Origin of the sequence: Pseudoalteromonas porphyrae, from assembly GCF_001298125.1 — a bacterium.
In the GTDB taxonomy this organism is placed as follows: Bacteria; Pseudomonadota; Gammaproteobacteria; order Enterobacterales; family Alteromonadaceae; genus Pseudoalteromonas; species Pseudoalteromonas neustonica.
Window position 1 is genome coordinate 1 of the sequence record NZ_LHPH01000023.1, and the last position, 24,501, is coordinate 24,501.

The following is a 24,501-nucleotide window of genomic DNA, read 5'->3' on the forward strand; positions in this document are numbered from 1 at the left end:
GGCTGAGGCTGAGTTTAAGTAAATGCTCGCAGTAACTTTTACAGGTACTTTGTGAATAACCAAGATAGGCTATTTCAGTTTTGACTTGTTCAATGAGTGTATTCATTACTTACCTCCAAATATGGGATAACCCCAAGGTAAGTGTGGCTCAAATGATAAGAATAGGATCTCCGCGTAGCGGCTTAGTTCAACAATTAAATAGTGCGCTCATCGGGCATATTTCTGCCGACTTAACGCTCATTTATCTACTTTATATAGTTTTAACAAATTACCTAAGGTATTACTATCACTAAGTTTTCTAAAACTTTAAAGCAAAGTTAAACAGAATAATATGCGCGCGCCGCTCATTTTCATGAATATATGCGCAAAGGGCTATTTGGCCAATTAATTAACTACGATATTTATCCAATCTCGATGGCCGCTTATCACTCAAAGCCGTCATTTAGTTTAATCTTTCACCGTTGGGTTTCGTTGCCCTCAACCTAACCCACAGTAGTGAATTAAACGCCGAGTTGATTGGGCTTTTCCTAGGGCGTGTTGACCTTTCGTGATTGATTTTGCAGCTGTATGTTTGGTTTTTAGGCAAGGCAGAGCCTATGTAGTGTGGTTATTCCCCATTAATAGGCGATAACGCAGCATAAATGCCAAACATGCGCTACCCTCCGGGTTCTTTCTAGGGACAATTAACTCTTTGTTGCTCGGTTTTTACTTAGCCCACTAGGTTACAAACCTCGCGCCGCGATTAAATTTCCCCTAGATTGAACAAATTTCAATCCACAAAGGTCAACACGCCCTAGCGCCCAGAATCTAGCAGCTAGGCTATTTTTCTTCCCAATTTAATGACTAGCTTGCAAGCAATTAAGCCACTCATCGGGTTCGGCTAAAATAAACTCTAAGTGGTGGTTCTCTTTGGTGGTTATTTTGATTCCCGCGGTGGTTATGGGGATTAAACCGCCAGCTTTACCTGAACATTTCTCAACGCGGGAAATATTATTAAGTTTGATGGCATAACTGCCTAAATTAAGTTGTTTATTTAGGGCTTCAAAATGCAGTAGGTTATCAGTGAGTGTTAAACGACCATCTGCTTTAGCAACACCCAGTTGTAATGTTGCATAACAGCGTTTGAGCTGTGTGAGTTTGGATTGTGCTGCTTTCATTATTCATTCCATCGATTTTTTATTTTATTCAGTGTAAGTTGCACAATTAGATGTGTCAATTATGTAAATTAATTGTTTTTATTTGTATTTTAAAATAAGCACTTACAAAAAGTTTTTTGCTCTGTGGTGTTGTTTTTTCTGCTTATTTACTTTTAAAAAAGCATAAACGACTAACGCCATTTGCATGGCTAATGCACAAAGAGTAAGTAATAGCTCTATGCGGTTAGCAGCCCTCGTTGGTAAATATAATTCGATAAACCATGCGAGGATAAGCATAAAAATAAGTGATGCATGTAAATAACGCTGTAACATTATTTTAAATTGCAGATGCTTCCAGCGGCTAAATACTAAAAGTAATGTACTCGCTAATGGGGTTAATAATATACAGCTAAACGCTGCCATTAATAATGGTTGCAAGGTGTGTGTTGTTATCATTATGTGTCGTGTCTTTATTTTGTGGTTATAGTCGCTTTGCAGTACAGCCATACAAAGCTATGTTTATATATTTTTTTAGCTAAAACGTTTTTAAACGTTAAGCTAAATAGTCATTAAGCGTGCGCCATTATAAGCTCTTTGGCGTTAGCTTTGGCGGTTTTACTAATGTTATCGCCACCAAGTAGGCGCGCTATCTCATCAATTCGGCCATGTTTATTCAGTGGAAGCATGGACGTATAGGTTTCTCCATTTGCAATTTCTTTCGCTACAAAAAACTGTTGATGCCCAGAGCTGGCCACTTGCGGTAAGTGAGTGACACAAATTACCTGAGTAGATTTGCCTAGTTGTCGTAAAAGCTTACCAACTGCTGATGCTGTGGGGCCTGAAATACCTACGTCAACTTCATCGAAAATAAGTGTTGGCGTTACTACTTTTTGTGCAATGATCACTTGAATAGCTAAGCTAATACGTGATAATTCACCACCAGAGGCAACTTTTGATAATGGTTGTAATGGTTGCCCTGGGTTGGTTGACACTAAAAACGAGACATTATCAAACCCTAGATTGTTAGGGGCTTTGTCTGGTTGCGGTGATAACGCAATTTCAAATACGCCATTTTCCATTGATAAATGCGCCATACTTGCACTGATCAATTCATTTAATGTTTGTGCAGAAATAAATCGGCTGTCACTTAAATTTTGTGCTGCAAGTTGGTATGCGTCAAATGCGTTGGCTATTTCGCTTTCCAGCTGAGCTAATCGGGTAGAGTTGTTGCTTATTGACTCAAGCTCTTGCGTTATATTTTGGTGAAACTCAACCAATTGCTCAGGTTTTATATGATGTTTACGCGCAAGGTCCATTATGCCTGCTAGGCGTGCTTCTACTTCATCAAGGCGGGCTGGATCAAGATCTGTTTGCTCGCCATAGTTGCGAATTTCACGGCTGGCTTCTTCAACTTGTACTGCTGCCTCTTCAAGTAATGCGGCAACACCTGATAAGCTTTCGTCAAAACTAGCAAGTTCAGCAAATTGCTGTGCACTGTGTTGCAGTAGTGAGCATGCATTTTGTTCTTCATTTTCATACAAGCTTTGCAATTCACGTTGGCACGCGTCGATGATGGTTTGGCTATGGCTGAGCTTATAATGTTCGGCTTCAATTTGTGTAAATTCATTTTCTTGTAAAGCAAATTCATCTAGCTCAGCCACTTGGTATTCAAGTAGTTGTTTTTGTGCAGCTTGCTGTAATTGTGCTTGTTCAAGAACCGTAAATTCTTTTTGTAAATTATGATAATTACGATAGTGCGTACGTACAGTATCCACTAATGTATGGTGTCCCGCGTAGGCGTCAAGTAGCTGTAACTGATGTTCGCTTTTTAGCAGATGCTGATGAGCATGTTGCCCGTGAATAGAAATTAAATGCTGACCGAGCTCTTTAAGTTGTGCTGCGGTGACAGGGCTGCCATTAATGTAACTTTTGCTTCGCCCGTTTTTGCACACTACACGTCGTAGTAGGCATTCTTGCTCATCATTAGAGAGTAAGTTTTGCTCTAAAAATTGCTTAGCGAAGGGCAGTGAGGTCAAATCAAACGCGGCACAAACTTCAGCGCGTTCAGTGCCAGGACGAACGGCTGAGGCTTCAGCACGTTCACCTAAACACAGTGATAACGCATCAATAGCGATAGACTTGCCGGCACCTGTTTCACCAGTTATAGCGGTCATGCCACTGTGCCATTCAGTGCTTAAATTACTTACAATCGCAAAATTTTTAATTTCTAACCCAATTAACATACTGTTTATCCATCCAGTCAATTAACTGTTAATTTATACAGTGTTTTGGGTTTTTGCAAATAAATTTTTATTATTAAGCTAAGTTTATTTCTTGTGTGTCTATTTTAGGAGGTGAAATAGGAGGTGTAATTTCAGTTTGTTCTGTTGCGTTTGAATAGTCTTCGTTATCATTATTTTGCAGCTCAGGAGATTGTAATATTTTGATCAGGGAGGGAAGTATTTCACGATAAAACCCATGGTTATAAGCAATACCAGTTTGGGGTAAGTCTGCAACAAAGTAATCTAACTTTTCGGCTAATGCGTCACGCTCACCAGTCACATAGGTTTTTGCAAGTTCACTGCTTATGGTGCTTATTAATGACTCTATAATTCCTTCTAGGTACAATAAATTTTCATCAGTGTGTGGCTGTACAACAAAAAAATTACTGGCGATAACTTGAGTGCGTGCGATATATTTTGGGCGTAGTATTTTTGCGTCACTAAACTCATTGAGCTTCGCTTTCAAATTGTTTGTCACTTCTGTGACGCGTGCATTAAATAACTTTTTTTTCGCTTCGACCGCTTTTCGACGGTTATTCTCAATCACCAAATAACTGCCAAGCAGGGTGATAAGTAATAATATGGCAAAAAATACAACGTAAGTCATTGTGTCGAATTCCCTAATATGGGTATTAAATTAATTTTAGCTATTTTGCAATAAAGTATGGGAAACCGCAATAGTGTTAATACAAACGACTACCCCAATTTAATTTGGTGCGCAGTACGTGGTAATAAGAGTAATCTTTAGGGTGAATAAGACGTAGTTTTTTGTCTGCTTTTTTAATAACCACTTCGTCCCCGGGTAAAACAGCTAATACAACATGGCTATCACAACTAACTTGTAAGCTATCCGTATTTTCTAAACTGAGTTTTAAACGCACTTCATTATCAGCGTCAACAACTAAAGGGCGACTTGATAGTGTATGCGGAAACATTGGCACCAGTGACATTGCATTGAGCTCAGGGGTTAATATTGGGCCACCACCAGAAAGAGAGTAGGCGGTCGATCCTGTTGGCGTAGATACAATAAGGCCATCTGAGCGCTGCGAAAACACAAAGTCGTTATTAATGAAGGCTTCAAACTCAATCATATGGGCGACTTTATCGGCATGCAGTACCGCTTCATTGACTGCTGAATTAGCGCTTTTGAGTTCACCATGGCGGTATACTTCAACTTCTAATAAAAAGCGTTTTTCTTCAATATATTGGCCGCTTAATACTTGCTCTAAACTTGGTTCAAACTCTTGCGGATTCAAATCGGTCAAAAAGCCCAAATTACCCCGGTTAACGCCAATTACAGCCACATCAAAGCGTGCTAACACTCTCGCGGCACCAAGCATATTTCCATCACCACCAACAACAATCGCTAAATCTGCTTGCTCGCCAAGTTCGATCAATTTAACGAGTTTTTCTTTTGGAACGCCAGCTAGTTGATGCCCTGTACGTTGCTCCACAATAACATTAAAGCCAAGTGCGTTTAAAAATGTATAAAGTCGCTGTAATGTTGCAGCTGCGCCATCGTGATTTGCTTTTCCAATTAAGCCTATGGTTTTAAACGGTGATTCCATGATGTTTACGCAAATAGTTATAATATTACTAGAGTAACTCAAAAATGATCGCTTTGAAAACATCGGTGCCTTGAAATAACTTCTCTTTGCCCCGATATACCTTGTATGCAGCAAGATGTAGAAATTATGAATTTAAATCCCCGAGATCAACAAATATTTTCAGCGGTAATGAGCCTTTACTGTAATGGTGAAGGGCAGCCTGTGGCGTCTAGCCGTATTGCTAAACAAAAAGGCATGGCTGTGTGCTCTGCGACAGTGAGAAATGCCATGTCGCGTCTTGAAAAGATAGGCCTGTTGTACTCACCGCACACTTCCGCTGGGCGCGTGCCTACCAATGCCGGGTTCGATTATTGGTTGAATGAGTTTTTCCCATTGACTGAAATTGCTCAGTATTGGCAACCAGCACAGGCGCAACTAGTCGAAATGGCGCATGGTATTAGTCAGCGCTATCAAGTGTGTTGTTGCGTTGGATTACCACAGGTTAGTTCGCAACAAGTGTTTAGGGTTGAAGTGCTAGACTTTGATGGTAATGACTGGCTTATTTTGTTGCTTGATCGGGCAGGGCAAAGCCATAATATTTGTATTCATAAGCCAGATGACGCGTCAGATACAATACGCTATCAATTTGCTACGTGGTTAAATACAGTTTTTAGTCAACAAACGTTGATGGAAGGATTGTATCGAATGCAAGCAATGGCGAATACCGCACCACGAAACTGTCATGATTCATTAAATCAATGGACACGTGAATTAAGCCAAAAGTTAGGCTCAGACAACAGTATTGTTGTTGGCGAAAATTATTTATATCGTCAAATTGATTGTGAACAAAGTTTAAATATCGGTGTCTCATTTTTGAACTTTGTAGAAGATAAATTAGCGTTCAAAAATGGCGTGTCGGTTTTAAATACAGCGCAATTGCCTTTTACTGATTGCGATGAGTTAATGGTGATAAGTGTGCCGTATTTTCAAAATCATGAATACCAAAGTCGTTTTTGTGTAATTTGCCCTAAATCGGCGCAAATTGAAGCAATCATCCAAGAATTTAAATTAATCGAGTCACCTGACTCTTGAATCTTTTGATTCAATCCCCATAATTACCGCAATTGAAAAGAATTGGAGCATTTAAACTATGTCTGAGCAGACAAAATCACCAGAGCAAGAAGTTGAACTAAACGAAGAGCTAGAGCAGATGAAAGCAGAAGTTGAAGCCGCTGTAGAAGCTGCCGATGCACATGAGGGCGAAGAAGTAAGCCCTGAAGCTGAAATTGCTATGCTGTATGCAGAGCTTGAAGATGCTAAGCAAACAATCGCTGATCAAAAAGATGGTGTAGTTCGCGCTGCTGCAGATGTTGACAATATTCGTCGTCGTGCTGCACAAGATGTAGAAAAAGCACATAAGTTTGCACTTGAAAAGTTCGCTAACGAATTATTACCTGTTATTGATAACTTAGAGCGTGCTATTGAGTTTTCCGATAAAGAGAACGAAACCTTAAAGCCATTGCTTGAAGGTATTGATATGACAGTTAAGAGCTTTAATGATGCGGTTGCAAAGTTTGGTGTTGAAATTGTTAACCCACAGGGTGAGCAGTTCAACCCTGAGTTTCATCAAGCCATGTCTATTCAACCGAGTAATGATGTAACACCTAATACTGTTTTAGCTGTTATGCAAAAAGGTTATACATTAAATGGTCGTTTATTACGCCCTGCAATGGTAATGGTATCTAAAGCTGCTGACTAAGCAATGCTTAAAGTAACAAAATAAAAATGCCCGTTATAAACGGGCATTTTTTTTGTTTCGAGCTCGATGCCAAAGTTGGGCAATTAAAGTAAGTACCAGTGCGCTAAACATTAAACTTGAGAAGGGGACCGCACTTTGCGCATGCATAAGCGCGAGTATGGGGCCCACTAATGCGCCACTGCCAAATCTAAGCGTACCGATGACAGCCGTTGCTGTACCAGATTTTTCTTCAAATTCCATTAATATTAGCGCATCTGCGTTACTTGCTGTAACACCTAAGCTCATCATCAAAGGTGCAATTGCGGCTACAATAAAATACAACGATAAATGTAAAATACTAAAGGTGAGTAATGCGCCGCCTGATATAAAGCCTACCGTTAATCCGTAGTAGAGCATTTTTCGTGAGCCTATACGCGGCACTAGTCGAGTGTTTAAAAAATTACCCACCATTAATGCCATCACATTAAAAGCGAAGAGTAGCCCAAAAAGTTGTTCTGATACTTTGAAGTAGTCGAGGTACACAAAAGGCACCGCTGTTAGAAAGCAAAAGAAACCGAAAGACACAAACATTGAGCTTGCTATATCAGCGCGGGTATCTTTATTTTTAAAAACTGTTTTATAGCTATCAAAAAATAACGCAAAACCTTTTAAGGGACTTTTGAAAATAGGGATATCAATTAAATAAATTTGCACTAAAGCTAATATGGAAAAGCTGTAGCTGGCTAGCACTAAAAAGATGGTTTGCCAGTGAGAAAACCCTAAAATTAATGATCCAACAGTGGGGGCGACTAATGGCGCAACCATCATAATCATTGATACGTAAGACATTCCTTTTGCGGTATCTTTTTGGTAAATATGGCGGATGATCCCGGGCACAACCACGGTAGCAGCAGCGCCGGTAAAAGCTTGTACGACTCTTAAAAACCAAAATAGATGAATGTCACTGCAAAATGCCAGCGCTAACGAACTGGCACCAAATAAAGCCAACCCGACTTTTGCAAGTACTCTGCGTCCAATTTGATCCGCTATAGGGCCAAAAAATAGCATCCCAAGCGCATAACCGGCTAAATATAGGCTCAATGATATTTGTACATTTGGCATTGTGGTATTTAGATCGTTAGCAATGACTAACATTGCTGGTAAATACATATCAATAGCCAGTGGAGTGATGGCAACAATACTTGCTAATAAGGGAAGTAGAATACGTTTATTTAAATAGGCAGCTGAGGCTTGCATCACGAATCCATCCATCTGAAAAAGAAGCGCATTGTAGCAGTGCCGAACACCCTTGTGTACTTAGTTTGGCTGATATTGATTGCCTTTAACATCGGCGTAACATATGTTCCTTTTTATAGAACTTATGGTGATGTTAAATTGATAATTGGTTTGTTATTCTATAGGGAATCAAATTGTGATTTTTGGAAATACAATGAAAAAATTAGTTATAGCAATCCTTGCAACAGCGGTACTTGCCGGTTGTAAAACATCGCCGACAGGGCGCACGCAAATTGCACTTTACTCAGATCAGCAAATGAGCCAGATGGGTCAGCAAAGTTTTGTTGATATGAAAAAGAATCAAAAAATAAATAATGACCCAAGAGTTAACGCGTATGTGAAGTGTATTGCTGATGATGTCATTGCTGTTTTACCACAGCAATATGCAACTCAGGCTTGGGAAGTTGTTGTATTTGAAGATGATTCAGCGAATGCATTTGCATTACCAGGTGGTTACATTGGCGTGCATACGGGGTTATTAAAAGTTGCGAAGAACCAACATCAATTAGCAACAGTAATAGGCCATGAAGTAGGCCATGTAATTGCAGAACATTCTAATGAACGTGTTTCACAAAGCGCATTGCTCCAAACCGGTATGCAAGTTGGCGGCGCTGCACTTGATATGGGTAATGTACAATATCGTGGCGAAATTATGCAGGCATTAGGCTTAGGTGCGCAGTATGGCGTAATTTTACCATTTAGTCGCTCACACGAATCAGAAGCTGATGTAATCGGTTTAGATTTAATGGCGAAAGCGGGCTTTAACCCTCAGGAGTCCGTGACACTTTGGCAAAATATGAGCCAAGCAGGCAGTGGCAATACACCTGAGTTTATGTCAACTCATCCATCACCGAGTAATCGTATTAAAGAGCTGCAAAATAAAATGCCTGGTGCATTGAACGAGCAAAAAGTAGCGGGTAAAAACCCGCAGTGTAACCTGTAATATAACAAGCCTGTGAATCAATATTTACAGGCTTTTTTAAAATCAAAAGACACCGAAATGCTTATAACGGGGACGTTTTGATTACGGCTTATCATCAATGGAATAATAAAAATAGCGAGTTAACAATGAAAAAGAACATGGCATTTATTACAGTCGCGAGTGTACTCTTGTGTGCATGTAATAGCAGCCCAAAACAACAGACTAACCCGTCTAACCCCGTAGAACAAAACAATAAGGCTATTTCGCTTACGCTAGACACTGTTGATTTTGCTTCTGATACAGCAGGTGCGAAAGTAAAAGTGGAGTGTTTGATGTTAGAGCGTTTAACGACTGCTATTTTAAAATCATCACAAAGGTATCCTTTAGTCGTTAAAGAAAGAATAGCTGGAGTCGCTCAAACAGAATTTGTGCTAAAAGCAACGTACACAAACGTAAATGCGCACAGGTGGGTATTTCCATCTTTAAGGCCTAGTTCGTCGGCAACGGTTAAAGCTGAAATACTCAAAAATGATCAGGTTGTCGCCACTATTAGTAAAGAAATTGGCTCAGGTGCAGCGTTTGGAGCATGTGATCGACTTGAAAAAATAGCCTTAGCAGGTGGTCGCTACATTTCAAAATGGGCTGCAAAACAGAATTACAATTAAATCGCTTAATATTATTAAAAATGTGATTATCTTGTCAAAGGAGGTAATTCAGTAAATGAGTTATTTCCTTATCGTTATTACAGCTCACTAATTTAATGTAATTTACCCTCTTAAATATTTAATTTGCCTTTAAATACTTTATTTTGCACTAAATACAGGTACTTCTAGTGAGTTTTTCTGTGATTAGATATGTGCATAGCTGTATGTATATATTTACAATTTGAAACTCACTATTAACCTTTTGCTTACAGCGGGGTGTTTGCAAATTATAATGTAAAGCCTTTATAAAGCAGTCTATAAAAAAGGGGGGTTGCAAATTTAGTATGGATCATTATAACTTTTTCTATTTCATTTAACGCAGTAATTGTTGGGGGGCTTTAATTTAATCATAAACTTGTTTTGTTTGTAATACGCTCTAAGTTTAGCGTGTACCTTTTAGGTGCTTTTAGTTTTAACTTAATAAATATTATTACAACAATTAAAAAGCAGGAATGAAGATGAAGTTACGTCAATGTATCCCTTTGTTAGCCGCCGCACTTTGTAGCCAGTATAGTCAGGCAGAGGTGAATGAACTACAAATACTACAATACACCAGTGAAGCAAGAAAAAGCACAATAGGTGAGAGCGCTGATATTGATTTAAGTTTTTCCAATCAATATAAAACTATGGCAGACGGGGTTGTGGTTATAAGCCATGAAGTAAGCCACCCTGGGGCCGATTTTATAAAAGTGCACTTTAAAGATTTACACTTACAAGGCAATGCTAAACTGGTCGTGAGAAATGCAGATAATTCTGAACGATACGAATACACCGCAAGTAATATGCGATTTGCTACTTTTGATTCACGTGAAGGTGATGATGGTATCCATTCTTTTTCGTCTATGTCGGTCTCAAATGACAGCGCTATCATAGAGTATTATCCAGATCCCCTTGATGCTACTTCATTGACAGAGTTTGGCCATATAGATAACTATTTTTATGGTACAGAAAGCCACACAGCTCAGTACGATTTGAGTGACGTAGCGCCATCATCAACCTGTGGCGTAAATGAACGTCAAGATGTTCAGTGTTGGGCTAATACTCACCCAACAGAATTCGAGCGAAGCCGACCTATTGCACGCCTTGTTATAGGTGGGCGTAGTTTATGCACGGGCTGGCGAGTAGGTAGTGACAATAAAATGTTTACTAATAACCACTGCGTCGAAACCGCCGCTGAACTTGCATCAACTGAAGTGTGGTTTAATTATCAACATAAAAGTTGCAATGGGACGATTCGGGAGTCGGTTGTTAAAGTGTCAGGAAAAGACTTTTTAAAAACGGACGTCATGCTTGATTACACCTTATTTAGTGTTAACAACTTTTCTTCAATAACCCAGTTTGGGCATTTGGGCCTTGATGTTCGCAGCGGTATTAATGGCGAACGAATATATATACCTCAACATGGTGCCGGAAACCCTAAAGAGCTCGCTATAGAATCTGATCGCGATACTAACGGATTATGCCAAATAAATAATGCCTCAGTGAATGGCCGAGGCACTAACACAGATATGGGCTATTACTGTGACACAATAGGAGGGTCTTCGGGCTCACCTGTTATCGCAGCATCGAGTAATAGGGTAATTGCGTTGCACCACTTGGGCGGTTGTTACAATAAAGGTGCAAAAATTAGTAGAATTTGGCCACAAGTATCTACTTTTTTCAATGGCGTGGTACCCGTTGGAGATAACGCAGGAACAACGCCGCCAGCTGTTGCACGTTTTAGTTATCAATGTAATTTTGAGCAATGCAGTTTTGATGCAACAAACTCAAGTTCATCAGGAACGGTAAACCGTTTTGATTGGCAATTTGGCGATGGCCAAACAAGTAATGGTGTAACTGCCGTACATACATATAATGCAGCGGGTAATTACGACGTTACATTATCAATTCGCGATAGCAATAATCAAACAAACACGATTACAAAACAAATCATTGTCAGCAGCGACTCTCAGCCTCCAGTAAATAAATTAACCAAAGGGCAGACGATTAGTAATCTAGCCGGTAATAAAGGCTCAGAAATACGTTATTTTATCGATATTCCATTTCAAGCAACGAACATAAAAGTTACCACGTCAGGTGGTTCAGGTGATGTTGATTTATATGTTAAAAAAGGCAGTAAACCAACGTCAGCTAGCTACGATTGCCGTCCGTATCGAAATGGCAATAATGAAACATGTAGCTTAAATACTGGCCAAGGTCGATACCATATTATGCTTAAGGGGTATGCCAGCTTTAGTAATGTCAGCATCTTAGCAGATTATGATATGCCTACAACGACACCTACGCCTCCACCAGGATCAGGTAATGGCTCAAGTTCAATCATTACCTCACGTGCTTATGGGCACCCGGGTTTATGGAATAAATATACGTATACAGTTCCTGCAAACAAAAGTAGCGTAACGATAGAAACGTCAGGACAAATAGGTGATGTTAATTTATACGTAAAAGTAGCGGGCGGGGTTAGTCTGACTAGTTATGATTGTAAGTCAGTAACGAGTGGTTCAGCACAGACATGCACAGTGCCTGTTACATCAGGACAGGTGCTTGCCATTGGGTTGTATGGTCAATCAGCATACGACTGGGTGAAAGTGTCAGCAAATACGCAATAACCATTGATGGGTTATATCAATCTGGGTAGATATGGGGTCTATTTAATTCGTTAAATTGTTCAAATATTTATGCTGATTGGTATTAATTAAGGTAGATATAAGCAACGTATTTTAATACGTTGCTTATATTATAATATTTGACGTTAAAAGGTCCATTCTACATGAAGTTGTGGCACAGACTCATTGGTATCAGTGCCTAGCTTGTTATGCCAGTATTGCCATTCTAAACCTATTAAGAGTGTGTCTTTTTTCATATCTATGGCATTGCCCAAATCCCAAGTAATAATTGGCTGCGCTAAAATCCACGCTTTAACATCATTGCCTAATTCATTTTCGCGTTCAGCAATGTATTCAATGTGGCCTGTAATATTAAAGTGTTGAGAACCAATCGTAAATGGATACCCCCACGCAATATCAAGCATCCAACTATTAGTTTCACTTGGTGCACCACCACGTGCAATACCTTCATTATCATCAATGTAGGCGGTCACTAAGGTCGATAAAAAGCTAAACCCGGGTGCTTGCCAATTAACTTTTACCCCGGGTAAGTATTTTAATACTTTAGCCTCTCCTGAGGCATTAAACCCAGCGGTTAAACCGACATCAGAAATGGCACCAAATGAAAAGTCATTACCAGATATTTTAGACAGGCTGAAAGTTGAATACCATTCGCCGTAAAAGTCACGATCTTGGTAATCATCTTCTAAATCATCATTTAAATAATCAATGAAGAAAAAGTTATCGCCGTAATCGTAACCAGATGCATGTTGTAGAGAAACATTGGTAGTGCCTGCTTCTAATGAAGTGAATGGGTTTGTAATATCACCACGATTTATATGTAACTGGGTTTTGCTCCAACTAGCTGCAAAGCTTGAAGTGCTTAGTATGCAAAGCGTAATTAAAGGTAAAGATGTTTTTAAGTTCATAACGTTATGCTTAATGGAAAATTCAAAGCAAAGTATAGCAGCTGCGCCTAGAATTGGGCGCAGCACGGGATTTATTATCTTTTATGCTTTATTTCGACGTAAGCAAATTACAGTGATGGCGGTAAACGCCAATATAAAACAGTAGTACGAGGAGGTTGATACTTCCCATGGGCTAATTTTAAATGTTGCACCTAACAGTAAAGCTTGTGCGCCATAAGGCAGCGAGCCTTGTGTTACACAGGCAAAAATATCCAACAAGCTTGCTGAGCGTTTACCACTAATTTTACCATCATCGGCTAGCTTCTTAGCGATAGGACCTGCAACAATAATCGACACAGTATTGTTGGCGATACACATATTGCTGGTCATTACTAATGCGGCAATACCAATTTGATCTGCTACCTTACGGTGCCATTTGGCAATTACCTTGGTGATAGCCTGAATTTTATGCGCTATATAATCAAGGCCGCCGTTAATACGGATAAACTCAGATAAGCCACCTATAAACATTGATAACAAGAATATCTCTTGCATATCGGTAAAGCCTTTATAAATATCTTTTACAAAGCTTGCGCCTTCATAACTGCCCGTAAAGCCCATGAGTGCGGCGAAAATAATACCACTAAATAACACCACAAAAACATTAAAGCCCATTACGGCTAACACTAAGATAAACGCATAAGGAAGCACTAACCAAATGTTGTAATCGCTCGTTTCAACAGCTTGCGCAGCTGGTGTTAAATAAAATAATAAGCCAATTGTTAGCGCTGCAGCAGGCAAGGCTATTTTTAAATTTTCGCGGAATTTATCTTTCATTTCACAACCTTGCGTACGTGTTGCGGCAATCGTCGTATCTGAAATAATAGATAAATTATCACCAAACATAGCACCAGATACAATCGTACCGGCCATCAATGCAGGGTCAATACCGGTTTTAATTGATACGGCATAGGCGATAGGGCCAATCGCGCCAATGGTGCCCATTGACGTTCCCATTGCTGTAGAGACAACCGCAGCAATTAAAAATAAACCAGGTAAAAGAAAGGCTGGTGGAATAAGCGATAAGCCCGCATTAACAACGGCATCAACACCCCCAGTGGCACCCGCTACGGCAGAAAACGCACCGGCAAGTAAATAAATCAAGCACATGGTAATGATGTTGTTATGGCCTGCGCCTTTTATAAAGGTTTCGACACTGTGGTTGATGGTATTTTTATTAAGGATAAACGCTAGCATAATCGCAGGTAAAATCGCGACGGGGGCAGGAAGTTGATAAAAGGCGTAATCAACCCCTTGTGATTGCAGGTATAAACCAGCACCTAAAAATAAGGCCACAAAGGTAAGTAGGGGGAGCAAAGATAATTTTGCTGTTGTTTTATTAAATGCTGGCTGCATCATATTCCTCGTTAGATAACTCATTACAACAGCCAAAACTTCCCTCTTTTAGCTGAATTTAGTTGTTTGTCTCATCAAAAAAGATAAGTACCTCAACAGCGCCCGCAAGCCAAAGACCAAATCGGCGCAAAGAAGGAAGTTTAAATGTATAGATGGCTAAAGTCTATGGGTATCTGTTATTATTATTTTAAAGGGTTACCTGACTATTACACGAGTTTTAGATAAAATCTAGCGAACTCAAACATGCATAGGTTAATAACATGAATCGAATCGGCGTATTTGGCGCAAATGGAAGAATGGGGCTGGCATTAGTCGAAGCCGCACATAAAAATAATAATGCAGAGCTTGGCGCAGCCTATGTCCGTAGTAGTTCGCCCTTACTTAATTTAGCGGTTAATCAGTTAAATAGTGCAGCGCCAGTTGCTATGGACTTTAGTGATGAGCGTAATGTTGAAGACATTGATGTGCTGATTGACTTCACATTGCCTGCCGGTATGCGTGAGCACTTAAAGACGGCCATCAAGCAAAAAATCCCAATGGTTATTGGTACTACCGGTTTAAATGATAATGACATGCAAACCTTACAAGCGGCAGCACAGCATATCCCGATCGTATTTGCGCGCAACTATAGCGTAGGTGTGAATTTACTGCTTAACTTAGTACAAACTGCCGCCACTAAATTTGGTGACGATTTAGACATTGAAATATTTGAAGCGCATCATCGCCATAAAATCGATGCCCCATCGGGCACTGCGTTAGCCATTGGAGAAGCCATTGCAGAGGCAAAAGGCTGGGTACATGATGATGTTGCGGTATTTGATCGTAGCCAAGTAGAAAAAGAAAAATCGCAAAATGAAATTGGTTATTCGGTGCTTAGAGGGGGGGATATAGTTGGTGAACATACCGCATATTTCGCAACTTCTGGCGAAAGGCTTGAATTAACTCATAAAGCCAGTTCGCGAATGACCTTTGCATTAGGCGCAGTAAGAGCTGCAGGCTGGTTGAAAAATAAGCCTGTAGGACTTTATGATATGCAAGATGTGCTTGACTTGAAGTAGTTTAGTTGCATTTTTGGGTGTTTGGTGGCTTTTTTAGCTAATAAGGCTTATTTCTGCTAATTATTGAAATAGGGTTAGACCTAAAAGCCAAATTGCTATAAAATAGCGCTAATTTGCCAAAAATTCATAATTGCGTGTTTCCAATCGCTATAAACGGGTAGTAAAGCAAATGACTTTACGCCCGTTTTTTACTGTTAGGAGGTTAACTTGACTAAATCCGCTCTGTTAGTTCTAGAAGACGGCACAGTGTTTCGCGGTACTGCAATCGGCGCCGACGGCATGTCTGTCGGTGAAGTAGTATTCAATACGTCTATGACTGGTTATCAGGAAATTCTGACTGACCCTTCATACGCGGAACAAATCGTAACTTTGACGTACCCACATATCGGTAATACGGGTACTAACAGCGAAGACGAAGAAGCGAGTCACATTTGGGCTAAAGGCCTTGTGATCCGTGATTTGCCACTGCTAGCAAGTAATTTTCGTAACGAGCAATCGTTAGATGATTATTTAAAAGAACGTAATATCTTAGGTATTGCAGATATCGACACCCGTAAACTGACTCGTATTTTGCGCGATAAAGGCGCTCAAAACGGTTGTATTGTTGCCGGTGACGAAGTAGACGAAAACCAAGCGCTCGCAGCTGCGCAAGCCTTCCCAGGCTTAAAAGGTATGGATTTAGCGAAAGTAGTCTCAACCAAGGAAAACTTTGAGTGGCGTGAATCAAGCTGGACATTAGGCGAAGGGTTCAAAACTCTAAACGCAGCCGATGAAAAGTTTCATGTTGTTGCTTATGACTTCGGTGTAAAGCGTAATATTTTACGTATGCTTGTAGATCGTGGTTGTAAATTAACCGTTGTACCTGCACAAACCTCGGCAGCTGACGTGTTAGCACTAAACCCAGATGGTATCTTCTTATCGAATGGCCCGGGCGATCCAGAACCGTGTACATATGCCATCGATGCAATTAAAACCTTCTTAGAAACTGAAACACCTATTTTTGGTATCTGTTTAGGTCACCAATTGCTAGCTCTTGCCTCGGGTGCAAAAACAGTGAAAATGAAGTTTGGTCATCACGGTGGTAACCACCCAGTGAAAGACTTAGACCGTGGTGTTGTGATGATCACAGCGCAAAATCATGGTTTTGCTGCTGATGAAACAACGTTACCAGATAACCTTCGTGCTACGCATAAGTCGTTATTTGACGGTACGTTGCAAGGTATCCATCGCACCGATAAACCAGCGTTTAGCTTCCAAGGTCACCCAGAAGCAAGCCCAGGCCCACACGATGCAGCCCCATTATTTGACCACTTCATCGATTTGATGCAAGCGCGTAACAACTAATTAGACCGGAGTAACAATGCCAAAACGTACCGACATAAAAAGCATTCTTATCCTAGGCGCTGGCCCGATTGTAATCGGCCAAGCCTGTGAATTTGACTACTCTGGTGCTCAAGCGTGTAAAGCACTCAGAGAAGAAGGCTATCGAGTTATTTTAGTTAACTCAAACCCTGCAACAATTATGACTGATCCTGATATGGCTGATGCGACGTACATCGAGCCAATTCACTGGGAAGTTGTAGAAAAAATTATTGAAAAAGAAAAGCCTGATGCAGTACTGCCTACTATGGGTGGCCAAACAGCATTAAACTGTGCACTAGAATTAGACAAACATGGTGTTTTAGCTAAACACGGTGTTGAGCTAATTGGCGCAACGGCTGATGCAATCGACAAAGCAGAAAACCGCGAACGTTTTGATGTGGCAATGAAAAGCATCGGCTTAGAATGCCCACGTGCTGAAATCGCTCATTCAATGGATGAAGCAAAAGACATCATCAAGCGTATTGGCTTACCGTGTATTATTCGACCTTCTTTCACTATGGGCGGCACCGGCGGCGGTGTAGCGTATAACTTAGAAGAGTTTGAAGAAATTTGTGAGCGCGGTTTAGACCTTTCGCCAACTAACGAATTACTGATTGATGAATCACTCATTGGTTGGAAAGAATACGAAACAGAAGTTGTTCGCGATAAAAACGACAACTGTATTATCGTGTGTACCATTGAAAACTTTGACCCTATGGGCGTGCATACAGGTGACTCGATCACTGTTGCACCAGCACAAACATTAACCGATAAAGAATACCAATTAATGCGTAACGCTTCTATGGCGGTTCTTCGTGAAATTGGTGTTGAAACAGGTGGTTCAAACGTACAGTTTGGTATTAATCCTGAAGATGGCCGTATGGTTATCATCGAGATGAATCCTCGTGTATCACGCTCATCTGCACTCGCGTCAAAAGCAACAGGTTTCCCGATTGCTAAAATCGCGGCTAAGCTTGCGATTGGCTACACGCTTGATGAATTACAAAATGATATTACAGGTGGTAAAACACCTGCGTCATTTGAACCATCGATTGATTACGTCGTAACAAAAATTCCTCGCTTTAACTTTGAAAAATTTGCCGGTGCAAACGATCGTTTAACGACGCAAATGAAATCTGTAGGCGAAGTAATGGCGATTGGTCGTAACCAACAAGAGTCGTTACAAAAAGCATTACGCGGTCTTGAAGTAGGCGCAACGGGTTTTAACCCAATTGTGGCACTTGATGACCCTAAAGCGAAAGAAAAAATCATCCGTGAACTACGTGAACCAGGTGCAGAGCGTATTTGGTACATCGCCGATGCAATGCGTCATGGTATGAGTGTTGAAGATGTTTACGAATTGACTAAAGTTAACCGCTGGTTCTTAGTACAAATTGAAGACATTTTAAAAGACGAAGCAAAAATTAGCGATGTAGGTATGGCTGGTTTAAATGCTGACTTCCTACGTAAGTTAAAGCGTAAAGGTTTTGCTGACCCGCGAATTGCTGAAATTGCCGGTGTATCTGAAGCTGAGATTCGTAAGAAGCGTCATTTATTAAACATCTTGCCAGTATACAAGCGCGTTGATACGTGTGCTGCTGAATTTAGCTCTGATACCGCTTACATGTATTCAACGTACGATGAAGAGTGTGAAGCGAACCCAACTGATCGTGATAAAATCATGGTTATTGGTGGCGGTCCTAACCGTATAGGCCAAGGTATCGAGTTTGATTACTGTTGTGTTCACGCAGCGCTTGCATTACGTGAAGATGGTTTTGAGACTATCATGGTTAACTGTAACCCTGAAACGGTTTCTACCGACTACGATACTTCAGACCGTTTATACTTTGAACCAATTACCCTTGAAGACGTGCTAGAAATCGTACGTGTTGAAAAGCCAGTTGGTGTAATCGTGCAATACGGTGGTCAAACGCCACTTAAACTTGCTCGTGAACTTGAAGCGAACGGTGTGCCAGTAATTGGTACTTCGCCAGATGCGATTGACCGTGCAGAAGACCGAGAGCGTTTCCAACAATTAGTTGAGCGTTTAAACCTTCTTCAGCCTGAAAATGCAACAGTGACTTCAACAGAAGAAGCGATTTTAAAATCAGCTGAAATTGGTTTTCCATTAGTAGTACGTCCTTCGTATGTACTTGGTGGCCGTGCGATGGAAATCGTGTATGACGAGCAAGACTTACGTCGTTATATGACCGAAGCTGTACAAGCATCAAATGAAGCGCCAGTATTGCTTGACCGTTTCTTAGATAATGCGATTGAAGTTGACGTTGACGCAATTTGCGACGGCGAGCAAGTGATTATCGGCGGCATCATGGAACACATTGAGCAGGCCGGTGTTCACTCAGGTGACTCAGCCTGTTCATTACCAGCACATTCGTTATCACAAGAAGTACAAGACGTAATGCGCAAGCAAGTGACTGATATGGCACTTGAGCTTGGTGTAGTTGGCTTGATGAATACACAGTTTGCTGTAAAAGAAGACAAAGTATATTTAATCGAAGTTAACCCACGTGCAGCACGTACAGTACCGTTTGTTTCTAAAGCGACGGGGGTTGCACTTGCTAAAGTAGCGGCGCGTTGTATGGCAGGTCAATCTTTAGCAAGCCAAGGTATTACTAAAGAAGTTATTCCACCTTACTACAGTGTAAAAGAAGTGGTATTACCATTTGCTAAGTTCCAAGGCGTGGATCCAATCCGTGGCCCTGAAATGCGTTCTACTGGTGAAGTGATGGGTGTAGGCGATACGTTCGCTGAAGCTTTTGCAAAAGCGCAATTAGGTGCAAGCAATACTTTACCACGCGGTGGTCGCGCGTTACTATCTGTGCGTAATAGCGATAAACCACGTATTGTAGAGCTAGCTAAAACCATGACAGATCTTGGTTTTGAACTAGATGCAACCGGTGGAACAGCTGCTGCACTTGAAGATGCTGGTATTGCGGTACGCCGTGTAAATAAAGTATTTGAAGGTCGCCCGCATATTCTTGATAGAATCAAAAATGGCGAGTATAGCTATATCGTTAATACTACCGAAGGTCGCCAAGCGATCGAAGATTCGAAGGTGTTACGTCGTGGTGCATTGCAACACAAGACTAACTATACTACGACCTTGAATGCGGCATTTGCTAACTGTACTGCTAACCAAGCAGACGACCGCAGCAAAGTGACGTCAGTTCAAGAACTACACCAGCGATTGAACTAAGGAAATGTGCCAAGGCCTTAATCGGCCTTGGGATTAAGTGAGAAAAGTATGCAGACAATTCCGATGACAGTTCGTGGCGCAGATTTAATGCGCAAAGAACTTAACGAATTAAAAACAGTTACCCGTCCAAAAATTGTTGCTGATATTGCAGTGGCACGTGAACATGGTGACTTAAAAGAAAACGCTGAATATCACGCAGCGCGTGAACAGCAGGGTTTTTGTGAAGGCCGTATTCAAGAGATTGAAGCAAAGCTTTCAAATGTACAAATCATTGATGTAACTAAGTTACCAAATACAGGTAAAGTTATTTTTGGTACGACAGTAACAATCGTTAATGTTGATACTGACGCTGAAGTTAAATACCAAATAGTTGGTGATGATGAAGCGAGTATTAAAGATAACCGTATTTCGGTAAATTCACCGATTGCCCGTGGTTTAATTGGTAAACAAGCTGATGATGCTGTGATCATTAAAACCCCGAAAGGCGACGTGGAATACGAAATCCTTGAGGTTGAGTACGTTTAATTACTTTACTGACTTTCACGTTTTATTAAAAACCGATGCTTAGCAATAAGCATCGGTTTTTTTATGCCTATGCTAACCTCGACATTTATTAATAAACTAGGTACGTTAGAAGTAATTGTTTCTTATACTTTAGGTTTTTTATGGAAAAGGTTATTTTCCCTACAGCATTACAAAGTGGCGATAAAATTGCAATCTGTGCGTTTTCTTCTGGTGTAGAAAGCCCTTTCCATAAACGCCTTGATATTGTATTGAATGGTTTAACACTGCGCGGCTACGAAGTAATAGAAGGGGAGTGTTTAAGGCAAAAAAATTGCTCTGCAAAGCAACGTGCAGATGAGTTAATGACTTTTTTGACTGATGATAGCATTGCCGCAATTATGCCACCTTGGGGTGGTGAGCTTGCTATGGAAATACTTCCACACCTTGATTTTAATGTGATTAAAAAGTCTCGCCCTAAATGGCTGGTTGGGTTCTCTGATATAAGTACACTTGCTTGTGTAATAACAGCGAAATGCGGTTGGGCCACATTGCACTGTACAAATTTAATGCAATTACATCCAGACGAACAAGATACTCATTGCTTACAAGTATTTAAAACGCTTGAGCTTGAAGCGGGCAATGAGTTTACTCAAACCCCTGCGGCCTTTTATCAAGGTGATGCAATTAATTATGCACAATCACCGGATGCGTTATTTTCACTGTCAAAGCCTAGCCAATGGCGTTGTCTCAATGTAAAAGACAACCGTGATGTTGAGCTTTCTGGGCGACTATTTGGTGGCTGTTTGGATACATTAGGTTTATTGCTTACGTCACCTTTTTTATCACTACATGAATTTAAAAAGCAGTTCGCGCCGCATGGTTTGGTCTTGTATCTAGAAAATGCAGAGCTTCAGCCGGCAGCTGTATTAAGGTTTATTATTTCACTTAAGCTAAATGATATATTTGGTCTTATTAATGGCTTAATTATTGGTCGAAGTGCGGTTATAAGTACAAAAGAGCAAGATATTGATTATTACCAAGCGCTGGAACTTGCACTCAGTGATCGTTTATTTCCAGTAATAATAGATGCAGATATTGGTCATGTAGCGCCCAATTTATGTTTAGTTAATGGAGCAAAAGTGAAGATCAGTGCAAGGCTTGAAAACACACTCGTTAAAAACGCTAAAATAATAACGTATTTAGAGTAGTACCTTCTTTTGTGAATATTAGTAAAACATGCGCGGCATAAAGCCCCGCCTACGGCAGGTTTAGATCTTTATGCATGTATCTGTATCGTAGGCGGGAGTTTACCTCGCGCAGCTCTAAGATTTGTATTATACCAATCAGCTAAATATTTGAACAATTTAACGAATTAAATCACGCTATAACGTCGTTAAAAATTTTTTATTTAGAACAACTAGATATAAAAATTTTTGCCTAGTTATAGCGCAATTTTCTTGTCATTAAATAGACCCCATATCTTCGCTGTTTGGTATTAACTGTTTTATGCTTAATTTAATGAGGCCTAAATTCGGATAATAAGTGACTTATTAGGGAAATAAGCCACTCTTTCATTTAACGTATGTAGAATCTATTAACCATACTGTAGTAGCGCGGAGGTTAATTATTTTGAATCCGACATTTGTTCCACTAACTCAACGTTGTATTTTTGTGCATTTAATTTTGGAATTATAGCGATGCATATTTGTAAGTTATAAAATGCTGATCACGTGCTCTTGGCCCAAACGTGATTTTGGTAATTTAGCATTATAGTCGGTTACCGTTTCATGATAGCCAATAGCAAGTGCAACATCACAAATGTATCCGTCGAGTTCATCTGCAAATATTTGGCTAATAAGATGTGGATCTACGCCTTCCATTGGTGTTGAGTCAATCCCTAAGCGCGCCGCGGTATGCATTGTGTTACCCAGTGCAATATATGTTTGCGCTTTTGTCCATGCTTCGTTATTGCCATTTTCATCGGTGTTAAGGTCAACAAATGCGTAAGCGCCAAATGCTTGTTCACGGTTCTCTGCTGGTGTACGACCATTTTTAATATCCGCATCAATAACTCTGGCGTAATCTTCACGGCTGTATTTAGGGTTGTGGGCAAATAAAATAATATGCGAGGCTGTTTTAACATGCGGCTGATTAAACTGAAATTTGTTTTCAAAAGTGTCATGCATACGTTGTTTAGCATGATCTGATTCAATCACAATAAATTTCCACGGCTGCGAATTGATAGATGAAGGTGATAGGCGCATTGCTTCATATAATACGGCTAAATCGTCAGCAGCAACACGTTTGGTTGCATCGTATTTTTTTGTTGTGTAACGAGTATTTAAGTCATTAATAATTGGGTGTGTCATATTTTTTCCTGTAGCGAATAGTTTAAATTAGCTAAACCTTGATTACTTAATAATCGTCATTTCATTAAGTGTAAATGACTCAATTGCACCATCAACAGCTTCAACATAGTCTTGAAGGTGTTGGTTGTTCATATGTGCTTGCCATAATTGGCGGGTTTGCCAGTTTCCATAAAACATAAAATGAGCGGGGCTATCATTATTTTGATGTAAGTCGTAATTGATACAGCCTTGCTCAGCGCGTGTTGTTTCAATAAGCTTTATTAATTGCACTTTTACTAAATCAATGTGTTCAGGTTTGGCAATAATATTTGCCACAATGGTCAGTTGTGCCACTTTAACTCCTACGAATGAATGTATCTAAGCTAGGTTTATTCTATACATGCATAGTAATCCTTGCTTTGCTTTAGATAAACACCATAATGATTGAATCATTATCAAATAAAAATAGATAATATGCAGATTGAAGATTTAAAACTGATTTTGAAAGTAGCGGAGTTTAGAAGTATTACGCGCGCCGCAGCAAAACTAGATATGCGTACAGCCACTGCCAGTGCAGCAATTAAACGAGTAGAATCAGCATTAGGCTGTGAATTATTTGTACGTACTACACGTCACCTAAGGCTTTCAAGTGCAGGCGAGCGGTACATTGTGCAGTGTGAGCAAGCGCTGACAATACTTGAGCAGGCAAAGCAAAACATTAAAGGTGAACACGATGAAATTGAAGGCGAGCTGAGGGTTGCATTGTCATCTGATCTTGGTCGAAATTTAGTGATCCCTTGGATAGATGAAATAATGGACAACTATCCTAAAGTGAGTTTACGTACTCACATAAGTGACAGTAACATAGATTTTTATCGTGATTCAGTTGATATAGCGCTTCGCTATGGCTCGCCTAATGATGCTAACGTGTATGGATTTAAAATTTGTACGGTGCCGCGTTTATTGTGTGCAACCAAAGAGTATCTTGCTGAGCACACTAACCCCATACATCCCGATGATCTTGAACAGCATCAAGGACTGTTTTATCAGCTACAAGACATTATCAATAATGTTTGGGAATTTACCGATGGCGAAAATAAATACAAAGTAAAAATGCAGGGAAGGCGAGCTTCAAACGATGGTGATTTAGTTAGGCGTTGGTGTGTTGGCGGTAAAGGACTTGCTGTAAAATCGGCGCTGGATATTGCAGATGACCTGCTTAATGACAGGGTCGTTACAGTTATGCCTGATTATCAACATACCTGCGGCGAGCTGTGGCTAATTTGCCCAAGTCGGCAATCAATTACGCCCGCAGTGCGGTTGTTGCGTGATGTATGCAGACAAAAAGCACACGAAACACTAAAACAGCTTGTTGAGAAGGGGATACTTGACACCAGTGTATTGGTAAACTAAAGCAACAAGTACACCCTAATTACGTGATCTTTGGATAATAAATT

General features: G+C 40.3%; 21 protein-coding genes. 11 read left to right on the forward strand and 10 right to left on the reverse strand.

Annotated features, from left to right (window positions below):
* Nucleotides 1-836 precede the first annotated feature (836 nt).
* From ADS77_RS16770 to nadK, 5 genes are all read right to left on the reverse strand, one after another.
* On the reverse strand, nt 837-1,157 hold the full coding sequence (locus ADS77_RS16770) for a GRAM domain-containing protein (protein ID WP_054455445.1): 321 nt from the start codon (nt 1,155-1,157) through the stop codon (nt 837-839).
* A 102-nt stretch (nt 1,158-1,259) separates the two neighbouring features.
* On the reverse strand, nt 1,260-1,592 hold the full coding sequence (locus tag ADS77_RS16775) for a hypothetical protein (protein ID WP_054206219.1): 333 nt from the start codon (nt 1,590-1,592) through the stop codon (nt 1,260-1,262).
* 113 nt (nt 1,593-1,705) lie between these two features.
* Nucleotides 1,706-3,379, reverse strand: coding sequence for a DNA repair protein RecN (gene recN, locus ADS77_RS16780; RefSeq protein ID WP_054455448.1), 1,674 nt, complete (start codon nt 3,377-3,379; stop codon nt 1,706-1,708).
* 73 nt (nt 3,380-3,452) lie between these two features.
* The gene (locus ADS77_RS16785; RefSeq protein ID WP_054455450.1) at nt 3,453-4,025 is read right to left on the reverse strand and encodes a hypothetical protein; all 573 of its coding nucleotides are present in this window, start codon (nt 4,023-4,025) and stop codon (nt 3,453-3,455) included.
* A 76-nt stretch (nt 4,026-4,101) separates the two neighbouring features.
* Complete coding sequence (nadK, locus tag ADS77_RS16790) at nt 4,102-4,986, reverse strand: NAD(+) kinase (protein WP_054206283.1); 885 nt, start codon at nt 4,984-4,986, stop codon at nt 4,102-4,104.
* Between the two features lie 105 nt (nt 4,987-5,091).
* On the opposite strand from nadK, the gene ADS77_RS16795 reads away from it, so the two are divergent.
* The gene (locus ADS77_RS16795) at nt 5,092-6,057 is read left to right on the forward strand and encodes an HrcA family transcriptional regulator (RefSeq protein ID WP_054206222.1); all 966 of its coding nucleotides are present in this window, start codon (nt 5,092-5,094) and stop codon (nt 6,055-6,057) included.
* 58 nt (nt 6,058-6,115) lie between these two features.
* Nucleotides 6,116-6,724, forward strand: a complete 609-nt coding sequence (gene grpE, locus ADS77_RS16800) for a nucleotide exchange factor GrpE (RefSeq protein WP_054455452.1) — start codon at nt 6,116-6,118, stop codon at nt 6,722-6,724.
* 33 nt (nt 6,725-6,757) lie between these two features.
* Here grpE and ADS77_RS16805 read toward each other — a convergent pair whose 3' ends face one another.
* Nucleotides 6,758-7,960, reverse strand: coding sequence for a Bcr/CflA family efflux MFS transporter (locus tag ADS77_RS16805; protein WP_054455454.1), 1,203 nt, complete (start codon nt 7,958-7,960; stop codon nt 6,758-6,760).
* Between the two features lie 193 nt (nt 7,961-8,153).
* On the opposite strand from ADS77_RS16805, the gene ADS77_RS16810 reads away from it, so the two are divergent.
* From ADS77_RS16810 to ADS77_RS16820, 3 genes are all read left to right on the forward strand, one after another.
* Nucleotides 8,154-8,942 carry a M48 family metallopeptidase gene (locus ADS77_RS16810; protein WP_054206225.1) on the forward strand — a complete coding sequence of 263 codons (789 nt, stop codon included), beginning with the start codon at nt 8,154-8,156 and terminating at the stop codon, nt 8,940-8,942.
* A 125-nt stretch (nt 8,943-9,067) separates the two neighbouring features.
* Nucleotides 9,068-9,586 carry a hypothetical protein gene (locus tag ADS77_RS16815; protein WP_152960638.1) on the forward strand — a complete coding sequence of 173 codons (519 nt, stop codon included), beginning with the start codon at nt 9,068-9,070 and terminating at the stop codon, nt 9,584-9,586.
* 497 nt (nt 9,587-10,083) lie between these two features.
* The gene (locus ADS77_RS16820; RefSeq protein WP_054455456.1) at nt 10,084-12,234 is read left to right on the forward strand and encodes a pre-peptidase C-terminal domain-containing protein; all 2,151 of its coding nucleotides are present in this window, start codon (nt 10,084-10,086) and stop codon (nt 12,232-12,234) included.
* A 143-nt stretch (nt 12,235-12,377) separates the two neighbouring features.
* Here ADS77_RS16820 and ADS77_RS16825 read toward each other — a convergent pair whose 3' ends face one another.
* Nucleotides 12,378-13,160: a nucleoside-binding protein gene (locus tag ADS77_RS16825; protein WP_054206228.1), complete on the reverse strand. Its 783-nt coding sequence runs from the start codon at nt 13,158-13,160 to the stop codon at nt 12,378-12,380.
* A gap of 81 nt (nt 13,161-13,241) precedes the next feature.
* Nucleotides 13,242-14,555: a Na+/H+ antiporter NhaC family protein gene (locus tag ADS77_RS16830; RefSeq protein ID WP_054206229.1), complete on the reverse strand. Its 1,314-nt coding sequence runs from the start codon at nt 14,553-14,555 to the stop codon at nt 13,242-13,244.
* A 260-nt stretch (nt 14,556-14,815) separates the two neighbouring features.
* Between ADS77_RS16830 and dapB the strand changes: the two genes are divergently transcribed.
* The 5 genes from dapB (at nt 14,816) to ADS77_RS16855 (ending at nt 21,904) form a co-directional block, all read left to right on the forward strand.
* Entirely contained in the window at nt 14,816-15,613 is a 798-nt protein-coding gene (gene dapB, locus ADS77_RS16835; RefSeq protein ID WP_054455458.1) for a 4-hydroxy-tetrahydrodipicolinate reductase, read from the forward strand.
* A gap of 207 nt (nt 15,614-15,820) precedes the next feature.
* The gene (carA, locus tag ADS77_RS16840; protein WP_054206231.1) at nt 15,821-16,957 is read left to right on the forward strand and encodes a glutamine-hydrolyzing carbamoyl-phosphate synthase small subunit; all 1,137 of its coding nucleotides are present in this window, start codon (nt 15,821-15,823) and stop codon (nt 16,955-16,957) included.
* A 16-nt stretch (nt 16,958-16,973) separates the two neighbouring features.
* Nucleotides 16,974-20,192, forward strand: a complete 3,219-nt coding sequence (carB, locus tag ADS77_RS16845) for a carbamoyl-phosphate synthase large subunit (RefSeq protein WP_054206232.1) — start codon at nt 16,974-16,976, stop codon at nt 20,190-20,192.
* Nucleotides 20,193-20,240: 48 nt separating this feature from the next.
* A complete protein-coding gene (gene greA, locus ADS77_RS16850; protein WP_054206233.1) occupies nt 20,241-20,717 on the forward strand; it encodes a transcription elongation factor GreA in 477 nt (158 codons plus the stop codon).
* A 140-nt stretch (nt 20,718-20,857) separates the two neighbouring features.
* Complete coding sequence (locus ADS77_RS16855) at nt 20,858-21,904, forward strand: S66 peptidase family protein (protein WP_054455460.1); 1,047 nt, start codon at nt 20,858-20,860, stop codon at nt 21,902-21,904.
* A gap of 504 nt (nt 21,905-22,408) precedes the next feature.
* Here the strand turns inward: ADS77_RS16855 and ADS77_RS16860 are convergent.
* Nucleotides 22,409-23,065 (reverse strand): nitroreductase family protein, encoded by a 657-nt coding sequence (locus ADS77_RS16860; RefSeq protein WP_054206236.1) that lies wholly within the window; start codon nt 23,063-23,065, stop codon nt 22,409-22,411.
* A gap of 42 nt (nt 23,066-23,107) precedes the next feature.
* A complete protein-coding gene (locus ADS77_RS16865) occupies nt 23,108-23,398 on the reverse strand; it encodes a putative quinol monooxygenase (RefSeq protein WP_054455462.1) in 291 nt (96 codons plus the stop codon).
* A gap of 120 nt (nt 23,399-23,518) precedes the next feature.
* On the opposite strand from ADS77_RS16865, the gene ADS77_RS16870 reads away from it, so the two are divergent.
* Nucleotides 23,519-24,457 (forward strand): LysR family transcriptional regulator, encoded by a 939-nt coding sequence (locus ADS77_RS16870; RefSeq protein WP_054206238.1) that lies wholly within the window; start codon nt 23,519-23,521, stop codon nt 24,455-24,457.
* Nucleotides 24,458-24,501 lie beyond the last annotated feature (44 nt).